Genomic DNA, 20,786 nt, shown 5'->3' on the forward strand with positions numbered 1-20,786 from the left:
CGCAGAGCGACACCTCATGCGCGCGCCGACGGCCCCTCGGCCGGCTCCTGGGCCGGGGCGGCGGGCCCGGCCTCGCCCGCTCCCGCGCGGCTGCCGCGCAGCGGGGTCAGCAGCGCGCCGCCGAGGACCAGCAGGCACAGCGCCCCGCCGGCCAGGCTGACGGCGGGGACCCCGTGGCGCGCGGCCAGCAGCGTGAGCACGGCCGCCCCCACCGGGCCCGAGGCGTTGTGGACCGTCCAGAAGGCGGAGGTGACCCGGCCGAGCAGGTGGTCCGGGGTCACCTCCTGGCGCAGGGTCATGCTGCAGATCCCGCCCAGGGTGATCCCGAACATGAAGACGGCGGCCAGGGCGGCGATCACCGGGACGCTGCGGCTGACGCCCGTCACCGTCACCCCGACGGCGATCATCGCGACCGAGGCGAGCCAGCACGTGCCGAAACCGAGGAGCCGGCGCAGTCGACCCGCGCTCAGGGCCGCCGCGACCGAACCGGCCCCGCTGACGGCGATCACGTAGCCGAGGGTGGCGGCGTCCCGGCCGAGGTCGTGCTGGACCCGGTAGATCAGCAGGTCGGTGGCGCCCATGGTGACGAACGTCAGCACGGTGAGCCCTACGGTGAGCGGGCGCAGCAGCGGGTGGCTCCACAGGAAGCGGAAGCCGACCACGAACATCTCCCGGAACACCCCGGCGCCGGCCCCCGCCCCGGCCTTGTCCGGCTCGTCGCCGGCCGGGCGCGCGGTGAACCTCAGCCGGCCCAGGCTCGCGGCGGAGACCAGGAAGGTCGCCCCGTCCAGGGCCAGTGCCCAGTCGGCGCCCACTCCGGCGGTGAGGAAGCCGGCCACCACCGGCCCGAGCAGACTCCCGAGGGCGAAGGTGCCCATCAGCCGTCCGTTGGCGGCCGTGAGGTCCTGCGTGCGCACCAGATGGGGGACGGCGGTCACGTACGCGACGTCGAACAGCGTCCTCAGGACGGCGGCGAGCGCGGTCAGCACGTACAGCAGCCAGATCTGCGGCCCGGCCACCCACCAGACGAGCGGTACCGCGCCGAACAGCACGGCCCGCGCCAGATCGCAGACGATCATGAGCCTGCGGCGGTCCAGCCGGTCCACCACGTACCCGGCGAAGACCCCCGCGCCGATGGAGGTGGCGCTGGAGACGACCGTGACCAGGCCCATCTGGACGAGCGACCCGGTGGCGTGGAGGACGAGCAGGGGGAGCGCGAGCATCGAGACGGACCCGCCGAGCACGGACAGCGCCTGGCCGAGCCAGAAGACGGTGAAGTCCTTGTTCCGCCGCAGCGGCGGAACACGATCGCATGGTGTGGATTCCGCCGAGATGGTGCCGCTCCCCCGTGCCCGCCGGCCGCCTTGGTGGTCGGCCGTCGGTGCGAGGGTAGGCAGCCGGCTCGTCGCCCGCCAACGCCTTTTCCCGGCTCCCCCGCTCCCCGGGGGGCGTCCTAGCCGAGCAGGGCGTACACCGTGGAGGCCGTGGCCGCCGGGTCCGTGGCGCCCTCTGGGGTCAGGGTGATGTCGGCGAAGGCCATCCGCTTGCCGAGCTTGGTGACCCGGACGTGGATCAGTACGTCGGCCCCGACCACCGGCCGCTGGAAGCTGGTGGACTGCTGGACGGTGGTCATCGGCCCGTAGGCGCCGCGGGCGGCGGAGATCGCGATGACGGTGGCCGTGTCGGCGGCCGCCATCATGGCCTGGCCCGAGAGGCCGCCGCCGTCCCGGGCCAGTTCGTCGGACCAGGGCAGCCGCAGTACGGCGTGCCGCTCCCCGGTCTCCTCGACGGTCAGTCCGAGGGCGAGCACCCAGGGGGCGAAGTTGTCGCCGAGGATCTTGTCTGCGTCAGTGGGTGAGATCGTCACCGGGCGATTGTGGCGGTCCCGGCGGACCACCACAATCCCCTTTCGGTCAGAGGCCGGCGGCCAGTTCCGTGCCCTGCTTGATGGCCCGCTTGGCGTCGAGCTCGGCGGCCACGTCGGCGCCGCCGATCAGGTGGGCCTCGACGCCGGCGGCGCGCAGGGCCTCGTACAGGTCGCGGCGCGGTTCCTGGCCGGTGCACAGGACCACCGTGTCGGCGGGCACGAGGTGCTGTTCGCCGCCGACGGTGATGTGCAGGCCCTGATCGTCGATGCGGTCGTACGTGGCCCCCGCGACGGAGACGACGCCCCGGTGCTTGAGCTCCGCGCGGTGGATCCAGCCGGTGGTGGTGCCGAGGTCCTTGCCGACCTTGGTGGTCTTGCGCTGGAGGAGGTGGACCTGGCGGGGCGGCGCGGGGCGTTCGGGGGCGGTGAGCCCGCCGGGGCCGGTGTACGTGGTGTCCACGCCCCAGTGGCGGAAGTAGACGTCGGGGTCCTGGGAGGCGCCCTCGCCGCTGTCGGTGAGGAACTCGGCGACGTCGAAGCCGATGCCGCCGGCGCCGACGACGGCGACGCGCTCACCGACGGGTGCGCCGTCGCGGAGCACGTCGAGGTAGGTGACGACGTTGGCGTGGTCCACGCCCTCGATGTCGGGGGTGCGGGGGGTGACGCCGGTGGCGACGACGACCTCGTCGTAGCCCTGGAGGGTCTCCACGTCGGCGCGGGTGTTCAGGCGGACCTCGACGCCCGACTCCACGAGCTGGGTGCCGAAGTAGCGGATGGTCTCCTCGAACTCCTCCTTGCCGGGGATGCGGCGGGCGACGTCGAGCTGGCCGCCGATGTGGCCGGAGGCCTCGAAGAGGGTGACGGCGTGGCCGCGGCCGGCGGCGGAGACGGAGCAGGCGAGACCGGCCGGACCGGCGCCGACGACGGCGACGCGCTTCCTGGTCCGGGTCGGGGACAGCACGAGCTCGGTCTCGTGGCAGGCGCGCGGGTTGACCAGGCAGCTGGTGATCTTGCCGCTGAAGGTGTGGTCGAGGCAGGCCTGGTTGCAGCCGATGCAGGTGTTGATGGTCTCGGAGCGGCCGGCGGCGGCCTTGGCGACGAAGTCGGCGTCGGCCAGGAAGGGGCGGGCCAGGGAGACCAGGTCCGCGCGCCCGTCGGCGAGCAGTTCCTCGGCGATCTCCGGGGTGTTGATGCGGTTGCTGGTGACGAGGGGGACGCTCACCGCGCCCATCAGCCGCTTGGTGACCCAGGTGTAGGCGCCGCGCGGGACGGAGGTCGCGATGGTGGGGATGCGGGCCTCGTGCCAACCGATGCCGGTGTTGATGATGGTGGCGCCGGCCGCCTCGATCTCCTTGGCGAGGTGGACGACCTCGTCGAGGGTGGAGCCGCCGGGGATGAGGTCGAGCATGGAGAGGCGGTAGATCAGGATGAAGTCCTCGCCGACGGCCTCGCGGGTGCGCCGGACGATCTCCAGCGGGAACCGCACGCGGTTCTCGTAGGCGCCGCCCCAGCGGTCGGTGCGCTTGTTCGTCGCGGCGGCGATGAACTCGTTGACCAGATAGCCCTCGGAGCCCATGATCTCGACGCCGTCGTAGCCCGCGAGCTTGGCGAGGCGGGCGGCCCGGACGAAGTCCTCGACGGTGGCCTCGACCTCGGCGTCGGTGAGCTCGTTCGGGACGAAGGGGCTGATGGGGGCCTGGAGGGCGCTGGGGGCGACCAGGTCCTTGTGGTAGGCGTAGCGGCCGAAGTGGAGGATCTGCATGGCGATCTTGCCTCCCTCGGCGTGCACGGCCTCGGTGATCACCCGGTGCTCGGCGGCCTCGTCCTCGCTGGTGAGGCGGGAGCCTCCCTCGAAGGGGCGGCCGGCGTCGTTCGGGGAGATGCCGCCGGTGACGATCAGACCGGCGCCGCCGCGGGCGCGCTCGGCGTAGAAGGCGGCGAGCCGCTCGAAGCCGCCCTGGTGCTCTTCGAGGCCTGTGTGCATCGAGCCCATGATCACGCGGTTCGGCAGGGTGGTGAAGCCGAGGTCCAGGGGGCTCAGCAGGTGCGGGTACCGGCTCTGGGAACTCATGAGGGGCGCCTCCTCGCGCGGGGGTGATGAACCTGTTCTAGCGAGCGGAGGTCGGTTTTGCAACTAAGTGCATAACCGGAGTCCTGCGGCCGGGACCCGTCCGCCCCCGGAATCCCGGGGCCCGGGCGCGGCCGACCCGCAACCCTGTGGCGGAGTTCACGCCGCCCCGCGTACCGTCGGCCCGATGACCGACCCCCGCACCCGGCCCGTGCATGACGACCGGGCGCGGCTGCTTCCGGGTGCCCCGCCGCCGCTGCCACGCCGGGCCCGGCGGGTCCTGGAGCACTCCGGCCCCGTGCCCTGGGCCACCAAGATCGGCACCTACCGCGCCGCCGCCCGGGTACCCGCCCTGCGGCACGCCGTCTTCCGCGCCGTCCCGCGCAGCCGGTACGACGTCCACGGGAGTGTCGACGCCGCCGAGGGCCTGGCCCTGCTCGACGATCTCGAACTCCCGCCGGACATCGAACGCCTGGCCGAGCTGGGCGGCGCACTGGCGGCGGACACCCGACCCTGACGGGCCGGACCGGGGTCCGCCGCGGGGGCGTCAGGCACGGCGCAGGCGGACCGTGACGATCTGGAACGGGCGCAGCGTGAGCGGGACCCGGCTCTCCGGGGTGGGGACACCCACCGCCGTGCCGGCCAGGGGGCGCTCCAGCAGGTCGCTCTCCACCGCCGCGGCCAGGGGGAAGTCCGCGGTCAGCGTGGCACGGGCGCGGCCACCGCGGGACTCGTAGAGGCGGACGATCACGTCCCCGCTGCGGTCCTCGGCCAGTTTGACCGCCTCGACCACCACCGCGTCCTCGTCGACGGCGACCAGCGGGGCGACCGGGCCGGCGCCCGGGACCACCCGCTCGGGCAGGTTCAGCGCGTGGCCCTCACGGACCGCGTCCCCGATCCCGGCGCCGGGCGCGAGCGAGAAGCTCAGGGTGTGGGAACCCTGGTCGGTCTCCGGGTCGGGGTAGCGCGGGGCGCGCAGCAGGGAGAGCCGGACCGTGGTGGTCTGGCCGCCGTCGGCCCGGACATCGCGGGTGACGTCGTGCCCGTACGTGGAGTCGTTGAGCAGCGCCACCCCCCAGCCGGGCTCTTCCGCGTGGATCCAGCGGTGGGCGCAGATCTCGAACTTCGCCGCCTCCCAGGAGGTGTTGGTGTGGGTGGCGCGGTAGACGTGCCCGAACTGGGTCTCGGAGGCGGTCCGTTCGGCCTTCACGTCCAGGGGGAAGGCGGCCTTGAGGAACTTCTCCGTCTCGTGCCAGTCCACGTCCGTGACGATGTCGACCGTCCTGGCCCCGGCCCGCAGGGTGATCCGCTGGACCGCCGCCGACCGCCCGAAGGAGCGGGTCACGCGTACGGTCGCCGCGCGCGGGCCGCTCCCGGTGACCTCCAGCCGGTCCAGCTCCACGAGGTCGGTGACCCGGTTGCGGTAGAACGCGTCGATGTCCCAGGCGTCCCACATGTTCGGGAAGTCGGGGTGGATCTGGAGCAGGTTCGCCGCAGTGCCCGGGGCGATCGTCTCCCGGCGCGCCTCCAGGTCGTAGACGGAGACGATCAGGCCGCGGGCGTCGATCTCCACCAGCAGTCGACCGTTGGCCAGGATGTGCCCGCCGCCGTGCCGCTCCTCCACCGTGACCGGCTCCTCCGCGGCGGCCGGGCGGCCGGCCCCGCCGGCCGGGACGCCGCGGCGGGCGTGCGGGGCGCAGTTGAAGACCAGCTCCTCGGTGCCCTGCCCCGCGAGCGCCTGCTGCGCGGCGAGGGTGATCGCCTGGAGCTCCTCGCGTACGGCCGCGTACGTCGCGCGTGCCTCGCGGTGCACCCAGGCGATGGACGAGCCCGGCAGGATGTCGTGGAACTGGTGGAGGAGCACCGTCTTCCAGATCCGCTCCAGGTCCTCGTACGGGTAGGCGTACCCCGCGACCCGCACCGCGGCGGTCGCCGCCCACAACTCGGCCTCGCGCAGCAGCGACTCGCTGCGCCGGTTGCCCTGCTTGGTCTTGGCCTGGGAGGTGTAGGTGCCGCGGTGCAGCTCCAGGTAGAGCTCGCCGGCCCAGACGGGAGCGTCCTCGTACTCGGCGTGGGCCTTCTCGAAGAAGGCGTCCGGGCGCTCGATCCGGACCTTCGGGGAGCCCTCCAGGTCCCGCTGCCGGCGGGCGCGGGCGAGGTGTTCGCGGGTGGGGCCGCCGCCGCCGTCGCCCCATCCGAAGGGGACGAGCGAACGTGAACCGTGGCCCTTCTCGCGGTAGTTGCGGGCGGCGTGGGCGAGTTGGGCGCCACCCAGGTCGCTGTTGTAGGTGTCGACGGGCGGGAAGTGGGTGAAGACGCGGGTGCCGTCGATGCCCTCCCACCAGAAGGTGTGGTGCGGGAACCGGTTCATCTGGGACCAGGAGATCTTCTGGGTCAGGAACCACTTGGAGCCGGTGAGCTTGACGATCTGCGGCATCGCGGCGGTGTAGCCGAAGGAGTCGGGGAGCCAGACGTTCTGCGTCTCGACGCCGAATTCGTCGAGGAAGAACTTCTTGCCGTGGAGGAACTGGCGGACCATGGCCTCGCCGCCGACCATGTTGGTGTCGGACTCCACCCACATGCCGCCGACCGGTACGAACTGCCCGTCCGCGATCTTCTTCTTGATCCGCTCGAAGAGCTCGGGCCGGTAGGTCTTGATCCAGTCGAGTTGCTGCGCCTGGGACATCGCGAAGACGAACTCGGGGTGCCGGTCCATCAGGTCGACCATGTTGGAGGTGGTGCGCGCGACCTTGCGGACCGTCTCGCGCAGGGGCCACAGCCACGCGGAGTCGATGTGGGCGTGGCCGACCGCGCTGATCCGGTGCGCGGAGGCGTTGGCCGGGGCGGCGAGCACGGCGGTCAGGCAGCCGCGGGCGGCGGCCGCGCTGCCGGGCACGTCGTCGAGGTCGAGGGTGTCCAGGGCCGTGCCGAGGGCCCGCAGGATCTCGTGCCGACGGGCGTCCGCGGTGTCGAGTTGGACCATCAGGTCGTAGAGCACCTCCAGGTCCTGGACCAGTTCCCAGACCTCCGTCTCGAAGACGGTGAGGTCCATCCGGGCGAGCCGGTACAGCGGCTGGTCGCCGCTGGTGGGCAGGTCCCCCTCGTAGGTGAGCGCGTGGTCGACGAGGACCGGGTTGGAGGCGGCCTCGACGTACCACTCGACCTGTTCGCCGCCCTCGGCGCGATCGGCCACGCGTACCCAGTCGTTGTACGGGTTGAGGGCCTTCACCTCGCCGCCGTCGGCCCGGTGGACCAGGCCCTCGCACTGGAATCCGGGCATCATCCGGTCGAAGCCGAGGTCGAGGACGGCTTCCACCGTACGGCCGGCCCAGTCCACGGGGACCGTGCCGGTGACCTTGAACCAGGTGGTGCCCCAGGCCGGGCCCCACGGGGCGCCGATCGCGCAGGGCTCGTAGGGGGCCGCGAGCCCTTCGGCGACGGGGACCGGTTCGCCGGGGGCTTCCCAGCGCTCGACGGTCAGCGGGACCGCGCGGGAGTGGACGGCGGGCTTGACGCGCTGCTCCAGAACCCGACGGAGGCGGTGTTCGGTGATGTTGCGGTCGTCATGCATGACGGCTGCTCCAGGGAGGGTGGTCGGCACGGAGTGTCGGTACGGGGGTGTCGGTACGGAGGGTGCGCGGGCCGGCTCAGATCTTGACGGCTCCCTCGCCCACGCCCTTGAAGAAGAAACGCTGGAGGGCGAAGAAGAGCAGCATCATCGGGACGAGCGCGGCCATCGCGCCGGCGGCGACGAGCCGCTGGTCGTTGACGGTGGTGGCCCCGGCCAAGGTCTTCAGGCCCAGTTGGAGGGTGTAGTGGTCGCTGTCGGTGAGGACCAGCAGGGGCCACAGGAAGTCGTCCCAGGCGCCCATGAAGCTGGTGATGCAGACGACGGCCAGGGCGCCCTTGGCCATGGGGAGGAAGACCCGGGTGAACCGGGTCCATTCGCCCGCGCCGTCCAGCACGGCGGCCTCCTCGACCTCCCGGGGCACGGCCAGGAAGGCCGCCCGCATGATCATGATGTTGAGTACGGAGACCGCGCCGGGCAGCCACACTCCGATGAGGGTGTCGACGAGACCCATCTCGCGGACGGTGAGGAACATCGAGATCATCACGGACTCGAAGGGGAACATCAGGGTCGCCACCAGCACGGTGAAGACGATCCGCCGCCCCATCCAGCCGGCTCGGGAGAGGGCGTAGCCGCCCATCGCGGCGAAGAGCATGTTCGAGGCGATCGCGAGGACGGCGACGGTGAGGGTGTTGCCGACGTACTGCAGGAGCGGGAAGGACTCGGCGACCCGGACGTAGTTGTCGAGGGTGGGCCGCGCGGGCAGCACGCCGTCGTACACGTTCTCGGTGCGGCCGCGTACGGAGGTCAGGAACTGCCAGACGATCGGGCCCAGCATGACCACGAGCATCAGCACCAGGGTGGCGTACCGCGCGGCGAAGGCGATCCGGTGGCGCCGGCGGGCGGCGGCGGACGCCGGTGTGCTCGCCTCTCGTCTCACGGCTCGTCCCCTTTCGACAGGCGGCGCCCCAGCAGGCTGAAGACCAGGGTCAGGAGGAACAGCAGGATGGAGAGGGCGCAGGCGTAGCCGGTCTCGCCGGAGAAGCCGAGGCCGACCTGCCGGATCAGGAAGGGCAGGGTGCGGGCACCGCCGCCGGGGCCGCCGCTCTCGCCGCCGAGGATGTAGATCTCGGTGAACACGCGCAGCGCCGAGATGGCGGAGAGGGTGCCGACCAGCAGCATCATGGGCTTCACCTGGGGCACGGTGATGCTGAAGAAGCGGCGGACGGGGCCGGCGCCGTCGAGGGCGGCCGCCTCGTGGAGGGCGGCGGACACGTTCCCGAGGGCGGCCAGGTAGAAGACCATGTAGTAGCCGAGGCCCTTCCACACGGTCACGATCATCGCGGAGACCAGCAGCATCGTGGAGTCCGTCAGAAACGGGATCGGCTCGGAGACGAGGTGCAGCCGTTGGAAGACGGTGTTGACCAGGCCGTCGCTGCGCAACACCCACTGCCAGATCAGCCCGACGACCACGGCGGAGGCGATCACCGGGGTGTAGAAGGCGGAGCGGAAGAAGCCGATGCCGGGAATCCTCGCCCGGACGAGGACCGCGAGGGCCAGCGGCAGGAGGACCAGGCAGGGGACGACGACCACGAGGTAGAGCACGCTGTTGCCGGTCGCGACCCAGAAGTCGGGGTCGGCGAAGGCGCGCCGGTAGTTGTCGAGGCCGACGAAGCCGCCGCCGCGCAGGATCTGGGCGTCGGTGAAGGAGAGGACGACGGTGTTGACGAACGGCCAGAGGCTGAACAGCGTCACCATCACGAGGCCGGGTGCGAGGAACAGGTAGGGGGTCCACCCACTGCGGTGGGGCAGTCCGGTCTCGGTCTCCACGGCCCGCGTGGCGCGCCGCCCCCGAGCGGCTCCGCGACGTCGCTCGTGTGCGCCGGCGCGGCTCCGCGGCCGGTCGGTGGTGAGGCCGGTCACTTGTCGGCCGCGGCGGCGAGGAGCTTGTTCGCCGCTTCCTGGGCCTTCCGCACGGCTGTCCGAGGGTCCTGTTCGCCCATGATGGCCTTCTGCATCTCGCGTACGACGGCGTCGCCGACCTGATTGGTCCACTGGACGGGGGTGTTGGCGTCGAGCGCGGCGGTCTTCAGCTGTTCGGCGCCGACGGCCCGGGCGAGGGTCTCCGCGTCCTTGCCGTCGCCCTTGTCGGAGAAGAACGGATCGGCGAGGCCTCGGGCGTTGGAGGGGTAGATGGTGGCCTTCCTGGAGAACTCCACCTGGTTGGGTCCGTTGGTCACCCACTTGGCGAACTCGGCCGCCGCGTCCACATGCGCGGTGTCCTTCTTGATGCCGAGCGACTGGGCGTAGATGCCGATGTGGCCGAGCTCGCCGGTGACGGCTCCGGCGACCTGGGTCTTGGCGTAGATCTCCGGGGCGTTCTTCCTGATGTCCTTGACGAAGCCCGGGGAGCCCGGACCGAAGACGATCTTGCCGCTGCCGTAGAGCTGGTTGATGTCGTCCGCCTTGAGGAGGGACTCCTTGGGCATCGCGCCCTTGGCGTACAGATCCTTCATCCGCTCCACCCACCGGACGGCCCGGTCCGTGTCGAAGGTGAAGCGGTCGCGCTTCTCGCTGAGGATCGGGATGCCCATCTTCTGCCAGTCCCCGGGCAGTCGCCCCTTCGGGTCGGCCATGAAGGCGGAGTACCGGCCGCCGGACGAGGCGGCGATCCGCTCGGCGTAGTCGAAGAACTGCTCCACGCCGGTCGGCGGCGCGGCCGGATCCAGACCGGCCTGCTCGAAGAGCTCTCTGTTGTAGGTGAGGATCTCCGGCGTCACGTACCAGGGGTAGGCGTACACGCTGTCGCCCTTGCCGGGAAGTTTGAACTGCTCCCAGGCTCCCGGCACGTACTCCTCGGCCGACGCCCCGTCGAGGGCGGCCACGTCGGCGAGCATGCCCCGGTCGCCGAGGAGCTGGAAGGAGTCGGTGGAGAGGTTGACCACGTCGGGGAGGGCTCCGGCCTGGGCGTCGGCGACGAGCTTCTCGTTGTAGCCGTCGCCGGGGACGTCCTCCCAGGTGACCTCGACCTCGGGGTACCGCTTCTCGAACGCGTCGATGACCCCCTGTACGTAGGTCGTGAAGGTGGGCTTGAGTTGGAGCGTCCGGAAGGTGATCGCACCGGCCACCTCGCCCGTCCGCCGCGCCTCCTTCCCGTCGGCGCCACCGCCGCTCAGGCCGCACGCGGTCGTCGAGAGGAGGGTTCCCGCGGCCAGCAGGACAACAGCGGTACGGGTCGGGTTCGAACGGGTCATCGTCGCCGCCTTTGCAGAAGTCCGGCCTCGTCGCCGGAGGCGGTGCCCACGGTCGTCCGCGAGCAAGACCTCGTCAATGAGGCAGGAGGACGGCCGGCCGGTGACGCATCGGTGCCGAATGGCCCGCCCGCGCCGGGCAGGTCCGGCAGGTCGCCTGCACCGCCGCTCCGAGCTGGACTGATGCGCTTTAGTACAAAGGCGGTCGAGCAGGGTGTCCATTCGACGACGGAGCCGCTTCCGCGTCACAACTTGACTTCTTATGGACGGTTCACGGCAGGAACGCGCTAATGCGCTTTAGTCGCACGACGCGAACCGCTCACGCGGGGATCGTGGTTGTGCGAGCGACGGAGGCACGTCTAAGTTCACCCTCGAACGGCGTGTAGCTCAGTAGCCAGAGCACCGACCTGCAAAGTCGGAGGGCGCAGGGGCAGGACCTGCCACGCCGGCCATGGACGAGAACACCGAGATCCGACTCCCCGCCCCAGAGCTCCCGACCGCCGGGCTCTCCGCCGCCGGGCTCTTCGAGCACCATCTCACCGACGAGGGCCTCGCCCGGCTGTGGTCGATGCTCGACAGCGGGCGGTACGAGGTGCGCGCGCCGGAGGAGGCCGCGCTGCTCTGCGTCGCGTGGCTGGTGCGCGCCGGGGAGAGCGGCGCGGCGGCCGCGCTCGTGGAGGAGATACGGCCCTTCGCGGGCGAGGTCCGCTTCGCGCCGCACCCCGCGGACCGGCCCGTTCCGGCCGCGGACACCGTGCACGTGCGCACCGTCGGCGAGGTCGCCGGGATGCTCGCGCTCCGCGCGCCGCGCCCCGGCATCGCGGCGCAGCACGAGGCCCTGACCGTCTGGCGGCCCTTCGAGGACGAGTTGCTCGACCACTGGCTGCGCGCCGGCGCGGACCCCGAGCAGGACGCCGGGCGGCACAGCCGGCAGGACACCGAGGAGGGCGCCGCGCTCCTCGCGCGGTACCGGCGGCTCGCGGCCACGCACACCCGCTGCACCAAGCACCTCGACCCCAAGGCCAATGCGGCGGTCCTGCGCCGCGCCCTGGAGGAACGGGTCGCCGGGCGGGCGCTGTCGCCCCGCCTCTCCGGACTGCTGCGCCGTGCCGTCGCCTCGATGGTCGCCAAACGCGGCCGGCCCGGCTCCGCCGAACACACCCGGCTGCGCGCCGCCCAGGCCGCCCAGGCGGACCGGCTCGCGCACCACGACCTGACCGCCCTCGTCCTGCGCCGGCTCGCCCCGCTCGACGTGAGCCGGGCGGTGGAGGACATCGGGCCGTTCATCGGCCCGGTGACCGCCGAGGAGGCCGCGAGGTACGGGCTGCCCGCCGGGGCCGTCGTCCCGGCCCCGGTACGGGCCGCGGTCGCCACGGCGCGCAGCGCGCCCCTGGACACGTTGCTGGAGCACGGGCTGATCCCCTCCGCGGAGGTGCTCGGCGAGGTGGCGGAACAGCTGATCTGCACGCACACCGCGCGGGGATACGCCGATCCGGCGCTGCGCACGCTGATGGCGGCGACCTACCGGGCCGGACGCGATCGCCGCCATCCGCACCGGTGGACCCCGAAACACCATGCACGGATCACCGAGCTGCCCTGGGTACGGGCGGTCGCCCCCTGGGCCGCCGACCCGGTGGAGCAGGCTCGTTCGACCCTGCGGACGCTCGGCGAGGCCTGCGTACGGGCCTTCCCGGGCGCCGGGCTGCCCAACCTGACGGTACGGATGCTGTCCGGGCTCGCGCGGCTCGCCGAGCTGCCCGTACCGCTCGCCGCCGAGCCACTGGCCGACTCGTACAGCGGGATGGCCGGCCCCGAGGTCCTGGCGGCGGCGCGGACCGCCGCCGAGCTGCTGCGCGGCACCGTCTACGAGCGCTACCACGGCATCGACCACACGGCCGTACGGGACCTTGCGGACGCCCGGGACCGGCACGGCTTCGCCCTGCTGTGCGCCGAGCGTGCCGGGCGCCCCGAACAGCCGCCGGCGAGCGACCCGGCGGTCGTCGCGCAGGCCCACGTCCTCACCACGTCCAACCTCGCCACCCTGGTCGTGCACGCGGGCCTCGCCCCGCGCGGCGGCTGGGGCGGCCCGGCTCGGGGCGCGTTCGCCGCCGCGACCGCTCCGGCTGCCACCGCGAAGAGCACCGCGTGCGCCTGGCGGCAGTTGCTGTTCCACCTCGCGCTGTGCGACGCGGACGAGCGGGCCCGCGTACTCACCTGGATCGACGCGCGGGCCGCCCGGCTTCCGGCACGCGCCGCCGCGCGGATCGCCGGGCCGCTGGCGGATCTGCGCCTCGCCGCCGCCGCTGTCGGATAGTCACTTGGGCTTGTTGCGGTAGATGCGACGGCCGGCCAGGTGCGTGGTGATCGTCTCGCCGCGCCACAGTTTCCGGTCGCCGTCCATCTCGTCCGGCGCGGGCCATCGACCGCGGCTGATGTCCGACCGGATGCTGTCGGGCTGCAGGCCGGAGGCCTCGGCGATCTCGACGACGGTGTAGCGGCGGGACGGTTCGAGCGCGGTGGCCTCCCGGGTGTGGTGCTCGCCGAAGAACCGGGCGATGGCCTCCGGGTCGAACTCGATGGTCCTGCCGCGCTTGCCGATGGCGGCCGGCCATCCGGGGTGCCGGCCCCATCGGGGGTTCTCCGACAGGTAGCGGGCGCTCATGCCGTAGTGCTCGGCTATCTCGGTGTACGTGACGCCTGTGCGGCCCTCGGGAGGTACGGGCCCGCCGTTCGCCGCGCGGGAGCCGGCGGCCGACCGGGGGTGCCCGCCGGCGCGTGGCTCCGGCGCCGCCCGGCCCGGGCGGGCTTCGGCGACGGTGAGGACGACCGTACGGCCGTCCGGGTCGGTCAGCGTGTGCCGGCCCGGCGGCAGGAAGCCGGCGCCGTTCGGCGGGGCGGTGAGGCCGAGGCGCAGGTACCCGGTCTCCGGGCGGTTCGTGGCGGGGTAGAGCTCCAGGACACCGCCGTCGGCGAGCGTCGCCGCGTAGTGCTCCGGCCCGTTGCCGTGCCGCTCGCGTACGAGGGCGAGGCCGATGCCCCGGTAGAAGTCGCGGCAGGCGTCGAGCCGGGTCGTGTAGATCACGGCGAGTTCGAGGATCATGCGGGCGCTCCTGGTGTGTGATGGCTGCGAGCGAACGGTGGGCCCCGGCCCGCACCTCGCAACGGCGGTCACCTCCAGGGCACTTGTCTGCGGCGTCGCTGTGCCGCCTGCCGAACCCCCGATCGAGGCAGCCCACTTGGCACGTCCGTGCCCCGGCGCGACACGCGCCGAGTGGGAAGGTCATCTTAAATTCCTACCACGTCTGCGTACGCTGTCCCCATGACCGACAGCACCCTTTCCGATCAGCAGGTGCTCGATGACCTGCGCGTCTTGACCGTCGAGTACCTGAGCGCGGTCCGGACGTGCCTGGCCGGCATCGAGGCTCCCGTGGTGCGGGAACGAGCCGCGCGGCTGTTCACCGATCAGTTGCTGCCCGATGTGGCGAAGGCGGTCAAGGACATACGTACCGCCGCTGTGGGCGAGCTGCGTCAGGGGCGAACCCTGCGGGAAGTGTCCGTACTGATAGGGCTGTCCGTGCCCCGGGTCGACCAACTGCTCAAGGGGAAATGAGCAGTCGCCGCACCTGACGGCCGGGTGTTCAGCCCGCGTCGACCTTGGGCGCGCAGCGCATACCGATGTAGCAGCAGGGGGTGCCGTCCACGAGGGTGGCGAAGACGACGGGCATCCAGTCGCCGCTGAAGGAGGGGCCTGCGCCGGAGGCGGCGAAGACCGTGGAGCTGAGCGGCGTGAGGTCCATCTCCAGCGGCGGCGAGAAGTCCCGCATCCCGTCGACGAACTCGTACAGCAGGTGGGGGGCGCCGTCGGGCCGCAGTCCGACGGTGATGACCACTCCTTCTCGGCGGTAGGTGCCGACCAGCGGGACCATGTCGACGACCGGGGGCCGCGCGGGCGGCGCGAAGGCGGGCGGCATGTGGACCCCGCCGAGATCGCGCAGGAGCTCGCGCATCAGGTCGGCGTAGAGGAAGCGGGCGGCGCCGCCGTTGGTGAGCAGGACGACGACGAGGTCGGCGCCGGGGACCACGCGCACGTAGCCGTACTGGCCGATCGAGGCGCCGTCGTGGCCGTAGCCCGGGACCCCGTTCCAGTCGTAGAGCGACCAGCCCAGCCCCCAGCCGTCCGCGCTCACCGTCCACCTGTCGGGGACGTCGACCGCCCACCGCTGCATCTCCGCGACGGCCCGGGCGCCGAGGATCTGCGTACCGTCCGGGGCGGATCCGCCGTCGAGGTGCAGCTTGGCCAGCCGGAGCACATCCGCGGCGGTGGCCAGGACACGTCCGTACGGGCCCGCCGAACGGGGCATCATGTCCCAGGCCGGCGCCGGCTCCGGGTCCGGTCCCTCACCCGGAAGGTGCCCCATCGCGGTCCGGAAGGCCAGTGCTTCCTCGGGCAGGGTCATGGTGTGGGTCAGGTTCAGGGGGGCGACGAGCCGCTCCTTGAGGGCCTGGTCCCAGGTGCGTCCGGTGAGGACCTCGACGACGCGGCCGAGGACGTTGTAGCCGACACTGCTGTAGGAGACCGCTGTGCCGGGCGGACAGTCCAGCGCCACGTTCCCGGCGGCTGCCACATACTTGGCCAGACAGTCGTCCCCGCGGCCGCTGTCGTAGGTGAAGTCGCAGGTCAAACCGCTTGTGTGGCTGAGGAGTTGGCGGGTGGTGATCGTCTTGGTGGCCTCGGGGTCGGCCACGCGGAACTCCGGGAGCACCTCGATGACGGGTGCGTCGAGGTCGAGTTCGCCCGCGGTCGCGAGCTGCATGACCAGGGTCGCCGTGTAGAGCTTGGCTATCGATCCGAGCTGGAACACCGAGTCGGTGGTCGCCTCCACCCCGGTGCCACGGTGCAGGATGCCGCTCGCCAACTCGTGGATCCGTCCCTCGGCGAACACCGCGAGGGTGGCGCCGGGAACGTGGTGGGCGGCGCGGAGTGCGTCGAGGCGGCTCTGCCAGTGGGCCAGGGAGAACGTCACATCGGTTCCTTCGGCTCGGGGTCTCGCACGGATCGCGGCACGTTTCTTGATCCACAAACCGGGATCCACGCCACCGTAGGTCGGTCCCCGAGGCAGGGGTAAGGACCCGCACGCGTCAACGAGGGGACCCCCGGCGCCACCGGGCGGAACCGCACCAGGAGGGGCGTTCGCGCCACACCGGGGGTCCGGCCCGCCGAGGAGGCGGTCTCACCGGTCGGTTCGGGTGAACGGCTGCTAGCGTCGACGGTCCCCTGCGCTCTCCTGGCACCGCCGGCACCGTCTCCGTCCACCTCGCGCGGTTCGTCGTCGACGCCTTGCACCGGTCGGATGCGGGTCCGGGCCGGGTCGCCCGATCACCGGACCTGGGACCCGACGTGCTGGGCAACGATCTGGCCCGGGTCTCGACCGCGTCGGCGCCGGCCGTGTGGGAGCAGTTGACGCTCGCGGAGCCGGGGACGACCATCGGCGCGCTGATCACCGCCGAAGCGCCGATCGGGACGTTCGGCCTGTGGGACTACCTGGTGACCACCGGGCCCAACCTTCGGGAAACCCTGAAGCGGGCGGTGGAGTACAACGCCGTCATCGGTGACGCGATCCAGGAGAAGCTCCTCGTCGAGGAGGACGGTCGCTCTTTCACCATCCGTCACGCGACGGGCAGTTGGGGCCCCGATGTGGTGGAGGCGATCGATTTCTTCGCCCTGGGCATGTTCCTGACCCGGTCCCGGGCCGCCACCGGTCGGCCCGTCGTCCCGCTGCGCGTCACGGTGACGCACGCCGCGTCCGGCCGCTTCCGACCACTGGCCGAGTTCTTCGGGACGACCCGCATCGACTTCGGCGCCGCGTACAACTCGATCACCTTCCACGACGACGACGTACGCGCCCCGCTGCCCAAGGCGCAACCGGGGCCGGACCGCCTCCTCGCGCAGCAGGCGGCGCTGACGATCGCGTCGGCGCAGCCGGCCCTGCTCTGGCAGGACCGCTTCCGGATGGTCCTGGAGTCCGCCTTCCGGGAGGACACGGTGAGCCTGGAACACGTGGCGCAGCGACTGGCGATGAGCCCGCGCACCTTGCAGCGGCGCCTGGGCGAGCACGGCACGACCTGGCGCGAGGAGGTCGGGGCCGTACGCCAGGAGCACACCATGGAGCTCCTGCGCGCCACCGACCTGCCGCTGCGTTCGGTGGCGGCCCGGGTCGGTTACAGCGACGTGCGCGCTGCGCCGGGCGGTACGGCGCTGGGAGGGTCGGGCGCCTCGCGACATCCGCAACGACGCGGGGCTCGCGGCGATGCCGTCGGGCGCCGACGCGGTCGAGCGACCGCCCCGGAAGCCCGACATCGGCGGCCGATCGGTCACTTCATCGGGTACTGCGTCTTCTCCGCGAGCTTGCCGTCCTTGAAGCAGAAGCGCAGGACGGTCTCTTCGCCGTTCTTGGTCTCGCCGCTGGATATGTACCAGGAGCAGGTGCTGCCCTCGGGCTCGACCGGTCCGCCGTCCTTGAGGGCGTCCTTGACGAAGCTTTCCCCGGACGGGAGCTTGCCGCGGACCTCGCTCTCCGCGTCCCCGGTCTTCACCGCCTCGTAGACCGCGGGATCGACGAGGGTCTTGTCGGCCATGTCGAGGACCTTGCCCATGCCGAAGACCACGGCCACGAGCAGGCCCACGCCGAGGACCAGCGCCACCGCGCACCCGATCAGACAACCCTTGCGCTGAGCCACGCCCGTTCCTCCGTGTCGTTCCTGTCCGGCGGCGGTCGCCTGGACACTCACACCCTCGCAAGGGGCCGGGGGTGCGGGCTGTCCTCGAAAGTCGTCGGCCGGCACGACGATCGTCGTTCGAGGTCGGACGCACCGCGCCGTGTATACAGGGAGGAGATCGACTATTCGGGCGAAGCGAGAGGATCCCACCGTGAGTGAGCAGACCATCGAGCCGCTGATCGTCGTCGGCGTGGACGGGTCGAACCATTCGAAGGAGGCGCTGCGCTGGGCGGTCGCGCAGGCCGCGATGACGGGCGCCCGGGTGCACGCCGTCATGGCCTGGGAGTGGAACCGCAATCCGTTCGCCATCGGCCCGACGGCCGCCGAGACCGCCGATTCGGAAGTGGTGACGGCCGAGGAGGCCGCCCGACGGAAGCTGGCGGACACGGTCGCCGTCGCCGTCGGCACCTCGCCGGGGGTGCCGGTGTTCCGGCGTGTCGAGCAGGGGTCCCCGGCGCAGGTCCTGGTCGACGCGTCGAAGGAGGCGGACCTGATGGTGGTGGGGACCCGCGGGTACGGCGGCTTCAAGGGAGCGCTGCTCGGCTCGGTGAGTCAGCAGGTCGTGCAGTACTCCGCCGGCACGGTCGTCCTCGTCCGCGAGGGCGCGGACGAGAACGACTGACGCGTCTCCTCGGGGCGCGGTCCGGCTCACCTGACGACCTGTCGGCGGCGCGCTCAACGAAGCAGGCGGTCCAGCATCGCCCTCAACCCGGGCGGGCACTGCGCACGGGGAACACCGCACTCCTCGACCACTCGGGCCGCCCGCACGAGCGCTGCGGGTTCGGCCGACGCGTCCAAGGCATCCGCGAGCATGCCCAGAGCCGGGACCAGGTTGGCCTGGAGTGGGTCGGGAAGCGAGTCGAGGAAGATCGTGTCCTCGGTGAACACCAGGTCGACCAAGGCAGCACAGCGCGCTCTCAGCCCGTCCGCGTCATGAACCCCGCCGCTCGGCCGGGCCGTGGACTCCCGGTCAGCCACGGGTCCTCCCGGTCGTGGGCGCCCTGCCCGGGGCCGGCCCGACCGGAGGAGGATCCTCCACCCCGCGGGGAATCGAGCTCGCGCTCCGCTCCCGGAGGCCGACCAGATGCGCGTCGAGGACCTCGTACGCCTCCTGCGGGGTGAGGTGGCCGATGAGGACGTGCGTGGTGAGACCGTCCGCGAGGGCGAGGAGGGTGCGGGCCTCGCGCTCCGCGCCCCGGCGCCCGGCGCCGTCGGCTTCCTCGCCGGCTTCGGCGTCCTCACCGGCTTCGGCGATGAGACGGGTGAACGCCTCCTGCATGGTCGCGTAGTTCGCCCTGAGCGTCCTGGCGAGCACCTCGCTGACGGCGGCCTGCGCGACGAAGGCGAGCCAGACCCGGGCCTCGGCGCGGTGCTCCTCGCGGAGCAGCGCGATCTCGGTGACCGCGTGTCCCAGGGCGGTGCCGGCCGACTGGGCCGGGCTCCGGACGAGCCGGGCCCGTACGCGCTCCATGATCTGCTCACCGATGTGCCCGAGCGCGAAGACGAGCATCTCCTCCTTGGTGCGGAAGCACCGTTGGACGGCGCCCATCGACACCTGCGCGCGCGCCGCGACGTCGCGCAGGGTCACCCCCTCCAGCCCGCGCTCGTCGGCGAGGCGGCAGACGGCCTCCGCGATGAGGCGACGTCGGCCCGCGTGATCGACCTGCCTGGGCATGCCCGGCCCCTCCCTGTCCACGGCACTCCGTGCGTGCAGCACTTTATGCGATGCGCACGTATCGGTTCCAGGGGTACGCTGCGGTTCCGATGCAATCGCATCGGTACGTGGATGGGGAGGGGAGCGCCATGCCGGACGCCCTGTGGAGGATGTCGGCCGCCGCGCAGGCGGAGGCGGTACGCGGTGGGAAGGTCTCGGCCGTCGAACTGGTCGACAGCCACCTGGATCGGATCGCCTCGGTCAACCCGACGGTGAACGCGGTCACCCAACTCCTGGCGGATCGCGCGCGTGAGGCCGCGGGCCGGCTGGACCGACGGCGGGCGGCCGGTGACCCGCTGGGACCACTCGCGGGCGTGCCCTTCACGGTGAAGGAGAGCACCGCGATCGAAGGCGTGCCGACCACCTTCGGCACCGCGCGCTTCCACGACCTGGTGGCGCCCGCCGACGCACCCCCGGTGGCCCGACTGCGCGCGGCGGGAGCCGTCCCGATCGGCCACAGCAACCTCCCCACACTGATCCTCGCGGGGATGCACACGCGCAGTGAGCTGTACGGCGACACGGTCAACCCGTGGGACGGCGGCCGGACCCCGGGCGGATCCAGCGGGGGCGACGCGGTGGCCGTGGCCACCGGTATGGCGGCGCTCGGGCTCGGCAACGACTCCGGCGGGTCGGTGCGCATCCCGGCCCAGTTCTGCGGTGTGGCCGCACTGAAGCCGACCACGGGCCGGTTCCCCGCCGACCACCGGGTCCTCGGTCCGGACGACCCCGGACCGGCGTCCCAGATGCTCGTCACCGACGGCCCCTTGGCCCGGAGCGTGGGCGATCTCGCACTCGCCTACGAGGTGCTCGCCGGTACCGATCCACGCGACCCGCGGGCCGTGCCGGTGCCCGCGTACGGCGAACCGCTCCCCGGACGCGTGAAGGTCGCGGTCGTGGCGGACCCCGGCGGGCACGGCGTCCACCCCACGGTGCGCGGAGCCGTCACGACCGCGGCCGACGCGCTGCGCGACGCCGGATACGACGTGCGCGAGGTGCCGGACGTGCCGCGGCTGGACGAGGCGCTCGACGCCTACGGCCGGATCACCGTGACCGAGTTCGCCCCGAACTGGCCGGTGGTGCGCACGCTGCTCGGCCGGGGCGGGGACCGCTACATCGCGATGATGATGGAGCGGACCCCGCCCGCGAGCGCGGACGAGTTCATGAAGCTGATGGGCACCTGGCTGAACATCCGTCGCTCGTGGGCCGCATTCCTCGACGAGTACCCGCTGTTGCTCGGTCCGGTCTTCACCGAGCCGCCGGTCGAACCGGGGCTGGAGTCTCGCGACCGGGCGGGCCGGGACCGGGTCGGGTCCGCCATGCGGCTGTGCACGGTGACCAGTTTCGTCGGCGTGCCCGGTGTGGCCGTACCGACGGGGACGGTCGACGGGCTCCCCTGCGGGGTGCAGATCGTCGGGCGCGCGTTCCGGGAGGACCTGTGCCTGGCCGCGGCCCGAGCGGTCGAGGACCGGCTCGGCGTGCTCACCCCGATCGACCCGCGCACGGGAGGGTGAGGCCGGGCCCGCCGAGCCCTCGTGCACGGA

At 72.3% G+C, this 20,786-nt stretch carries 17 protein-coding genes and 1 tRNA gene; 7 read left to right on the forward strand and 11 right to left on the reverse strand.

Features of this window, described 5'->3' with window-relative positions:
* Nucleotides 1-14: 14 nt before the first annotated feature.
* Genes ACWG52_RS05710 through ACWG52_RS05720 form a run of 3 tightly spaced genes read right to left on the reverse strand, consistent with a single transcriptional unit; the run spans nt 15 to nt 3,938 of the window.
* Entirely contained in the window at nt 15-1,397 is a 1,383-nt protein-coding gene (locus ACWG52_RS05710) for an MFS transporter (protein WP_453129041.1), read from the reverse strand.
* A 56-nt stretch (nt 1,398-1,453) separates the two neighbouring features.
* Nucleotides 1,454-1,867, reverse strand: a complete 414-nt coding sequence (locus ACWG52_RS05715) for a PaaI family thioesterase (RefSeq protein ID WP_389810401.1) — start codon at nt 1,865-1,867, stop codon at nt 1,454-1,456.
* 46 nt (nt 1,868-1,913) lie between these two features.
* Nucleotides 1,914-3,938: an oxidoreductase gene (locus tag ACWG52_RS05720; protein WP_389810404.1), complete on the reverse strand. Its 2,025-nt coding sequence runs from the start codon at nt 3,936-3,938 to the stop codon at nt 1,914-1,916.
* A gap of 184 nt (nt 3,939-4,122) precedes the next feature.
* Between ACWG52_RS05720 and ACWG52_RS05725 the strand changes: the two genes are divergently transcribed.
* A complete protein-coding gene (locus tag ACWG52_RS05725) occupies nt 4,123-4,452 on the forward strand; it encodes a hypothetical protein (protein WP_389810407.1) in 330 nt (109 codons plus the stop codon).
* A 30-nt stretch (nt 4,453-4,482) separates the two neighbouring features.
* Here ACWG52_RS05725 and ACWG52_RS05730 read toward each other — a convergent pair whose 3' ends face one another.
* The 4 genes from ACWG52_RS05730 to ACWG52_RS05745 all read right to left on the reverse strand — a co-directional run bounded on the left by ACWG52_RS05730 (nt 4,483) and on the right by ACWG52_RS05745 (nt 10,757).
* Nucleotides 4,483-7,506, reverse strand: coding sequence for an alpha-mannosidase (locus ACWG52_RS05730; protein ID WP_389810410.1), 3,024 nt, complete (start codon nt 7,504-7,506; stop codon nt 4,483-4,485).
* A 76-nt stretch (nt 7,507-7,582) separates the two neighbouring features.
* On the reverse strand, nt 7,583-8,443 hold the full coding sequence (locus ACWG52_RS05735) for a carbohydrate ABC transporter permease (RefSeq protein WP_389810412.1): 861 nt from the start codon (nt 8,441-8,443) through the stop codon (nt 7,583-7,585).
* Nucleotides 8,440-9,315: a carbohydrate ABC transporter permease gene (locus ACWG52_RS05740; RefSeq protein WP_389810719.1), complete on the reverse strand. Its 876-nt coding sequence runs from the start codon at nt 9,313-9,315 to the stop codon at nt 8,440-8,442. The genes ACWG52_RS05735 and ACWG52_RS05740 overlap by 4 nt, the downstream gene beginning before the upstream one ends.
* Before the next feature lie 107 nt (nt 9,316-9,422).
* The gene (locus tag ACWG52_RS05745) at nt 9,423-10,757 is read right to left on the reverse strand and encodes an ABC transporter substrate-binding protein (protein WP_389810415.1); all 1,335 of its coding nucleotides are present in this window, start codon (nt 10,755-10,757) and stop codon (nt 9,423-9,425) included.
* A gap of 373 nt (nt 10,758-11,130) precedes the next feature.
* Here ACWG52_RS05745 and ACWG52_RS05750 point away from each other — a divergent pair.
* Together ACWG52_RS05750 and ACWG52_RS05755 are read left to right on the forward strand one after the other, a co-directional pair.
* Nucleotides 11,131-11,206: transfer RNA gene (locus ACWG52_RS05750), tRNA-Cys, on the forward strand.
* On the forward strand, nt 11,206-13,068 hold the full coding sequence (locus tag ACWG52_RS05755) for a hypothetical protein (RefSeq protein WP_389810417.1): 1,863 nt from the start codon (nt 11,206-11,208) through the stop codon (nt 13,066-13,068). Before ACWG52_RS05750 ends, ACWG52_RS05755 begins: the two co-directional genes overlap by 1 nt.
* Here the strand turns inward: ACWG52_RS05755 and ACWG52_RS05760 are convergent, their stop codons facing one another.
* Nucleotides 13,069-13,854, reverse strand: coding sequence for a hypothetical protein (locus ACWG52_RS05760; RefSeq protein ID WP_389810419.1), 786 nt, complete (start codon nt 13,852-13,854; stop codon nt 13,069-13,071).
* Between the two features lie 219 nt (nt 13,855-14,073).
* Here ACWG52_RS05760 and ACWG52_RS05765 point away from each other — a divergent pair, with 219 nt between their 5' ends.
* Entirely contained in the window at nt 14,074-14,364 is a 291-nt protein-coding gene (locus tag ACWG52_RS05765) for a hypothetical protein (protein WP_389810422.1), read from the forward strand.
* Nucleotides 14,365-14,392: 28 nt separating this feature from the next.
* On the opposite strand, the gene ACWG52_RS05770 is transcribed toward ACWG52_RS05765, so the two are convergent.
* The gene (locus tag ACWG52_RS05770) at nt 14,393-15,778 is read right to left on the reverse strand and encodes a serine hydrolase domain-containing protein (protein ID WP_389810424.1); all 1,386 of its coding nucleotides are present in this window, start codon (nt 15,776-15,778) and stop codon (nt 14,393-14,395) included.
* A gap of 314 nt (nt 15,779-16,092) precedes the next feature.
* Here ACWG52_RS05770 and ACWG52_RS05775 point away from each other — a divergent pair, with 314 nt between their 5' ends.
* Both ACWG52_RS05775 and ACWG52_RS05780 read left to right on the forward strand, forming a co-directional pair.
* The gene (locus ACWG52_RS05775; RefSeq protein WP_389810426.1) at nt 16,093-17,358 is read left to right on the forward strand and encodes an AraC family transcriptional regulator; all 1,266 of its coding nucleotides are present in this window, start codon (nt 16,093-16,095) and stop codon (nt 17,356-17,358) included.
* 324 nt (nt 17,359-17,682) lie between these two features.
* Nucleotides 17,683-18,153 carry a universal stress protein gene (locus tag ACWG52_RS05780; RefSeq protein ID WP_389810428.1) on the forward strand — a complete coding sequence of 157 codons (471 nt, stop codon included), beginning with the start codon at nt 17,683-17,685 and terminating at the stop codon, nt 18,151-18,153.
* 53 nt (nt 18,154-18,206) lie between these two features.
* Here ACWG52_RS05780 and ACWG52_RS05785 read toward each other — a convergent pair whose 3' ends face one another.
* Nucleotides 18,207-18,509, reverse strand: coding sequence for a hypothetical protein (locus ACWG52_RS05785; RefSeq protein WP_389810431.1), 303 nt, complete (start codon nt 18,507-18,509; stop codon nt 18,207-18,209).
* Nucleotides 18,502-19,206 carry a TetR/AcrR family transcriptional regulator gene (locus ACWG52_RS05790; protein ID WP_389810435.1) on the reverse strand — a complete coding sequence of 235 codons (705 nt, stop codon included), beginning with the start codon at nt 19,204-19,206 and terminating at the stop codon, nt 18,502-18,504. Before ACWG52_RS05790 ends, ACWG52_RS05785 begins: the two co-directional genes overlap by 8 nt.
* Before the next feature lie 128 nt (nt 19,207-19,334).
* Between ACWG52_RS05790 and ACWG52_RS05795 the strand changes: the two genes are divergently transcribed.
* On the forward strand, nt 19,335-20,756 hold the full coding sequence (locus ACWG52_RS05795; protein WP_389810438.1) for an amidase: 1,422 nt from the start codon (nt 19,335-19,337) through the stop codon (nt 20,754-20,756).
* Nucleotides 20,757-20,786: the final 30 nt, after the last annotated feature.

Source organism: Streptomyces sp. CLCI03 (assembly GCF_053615355.1).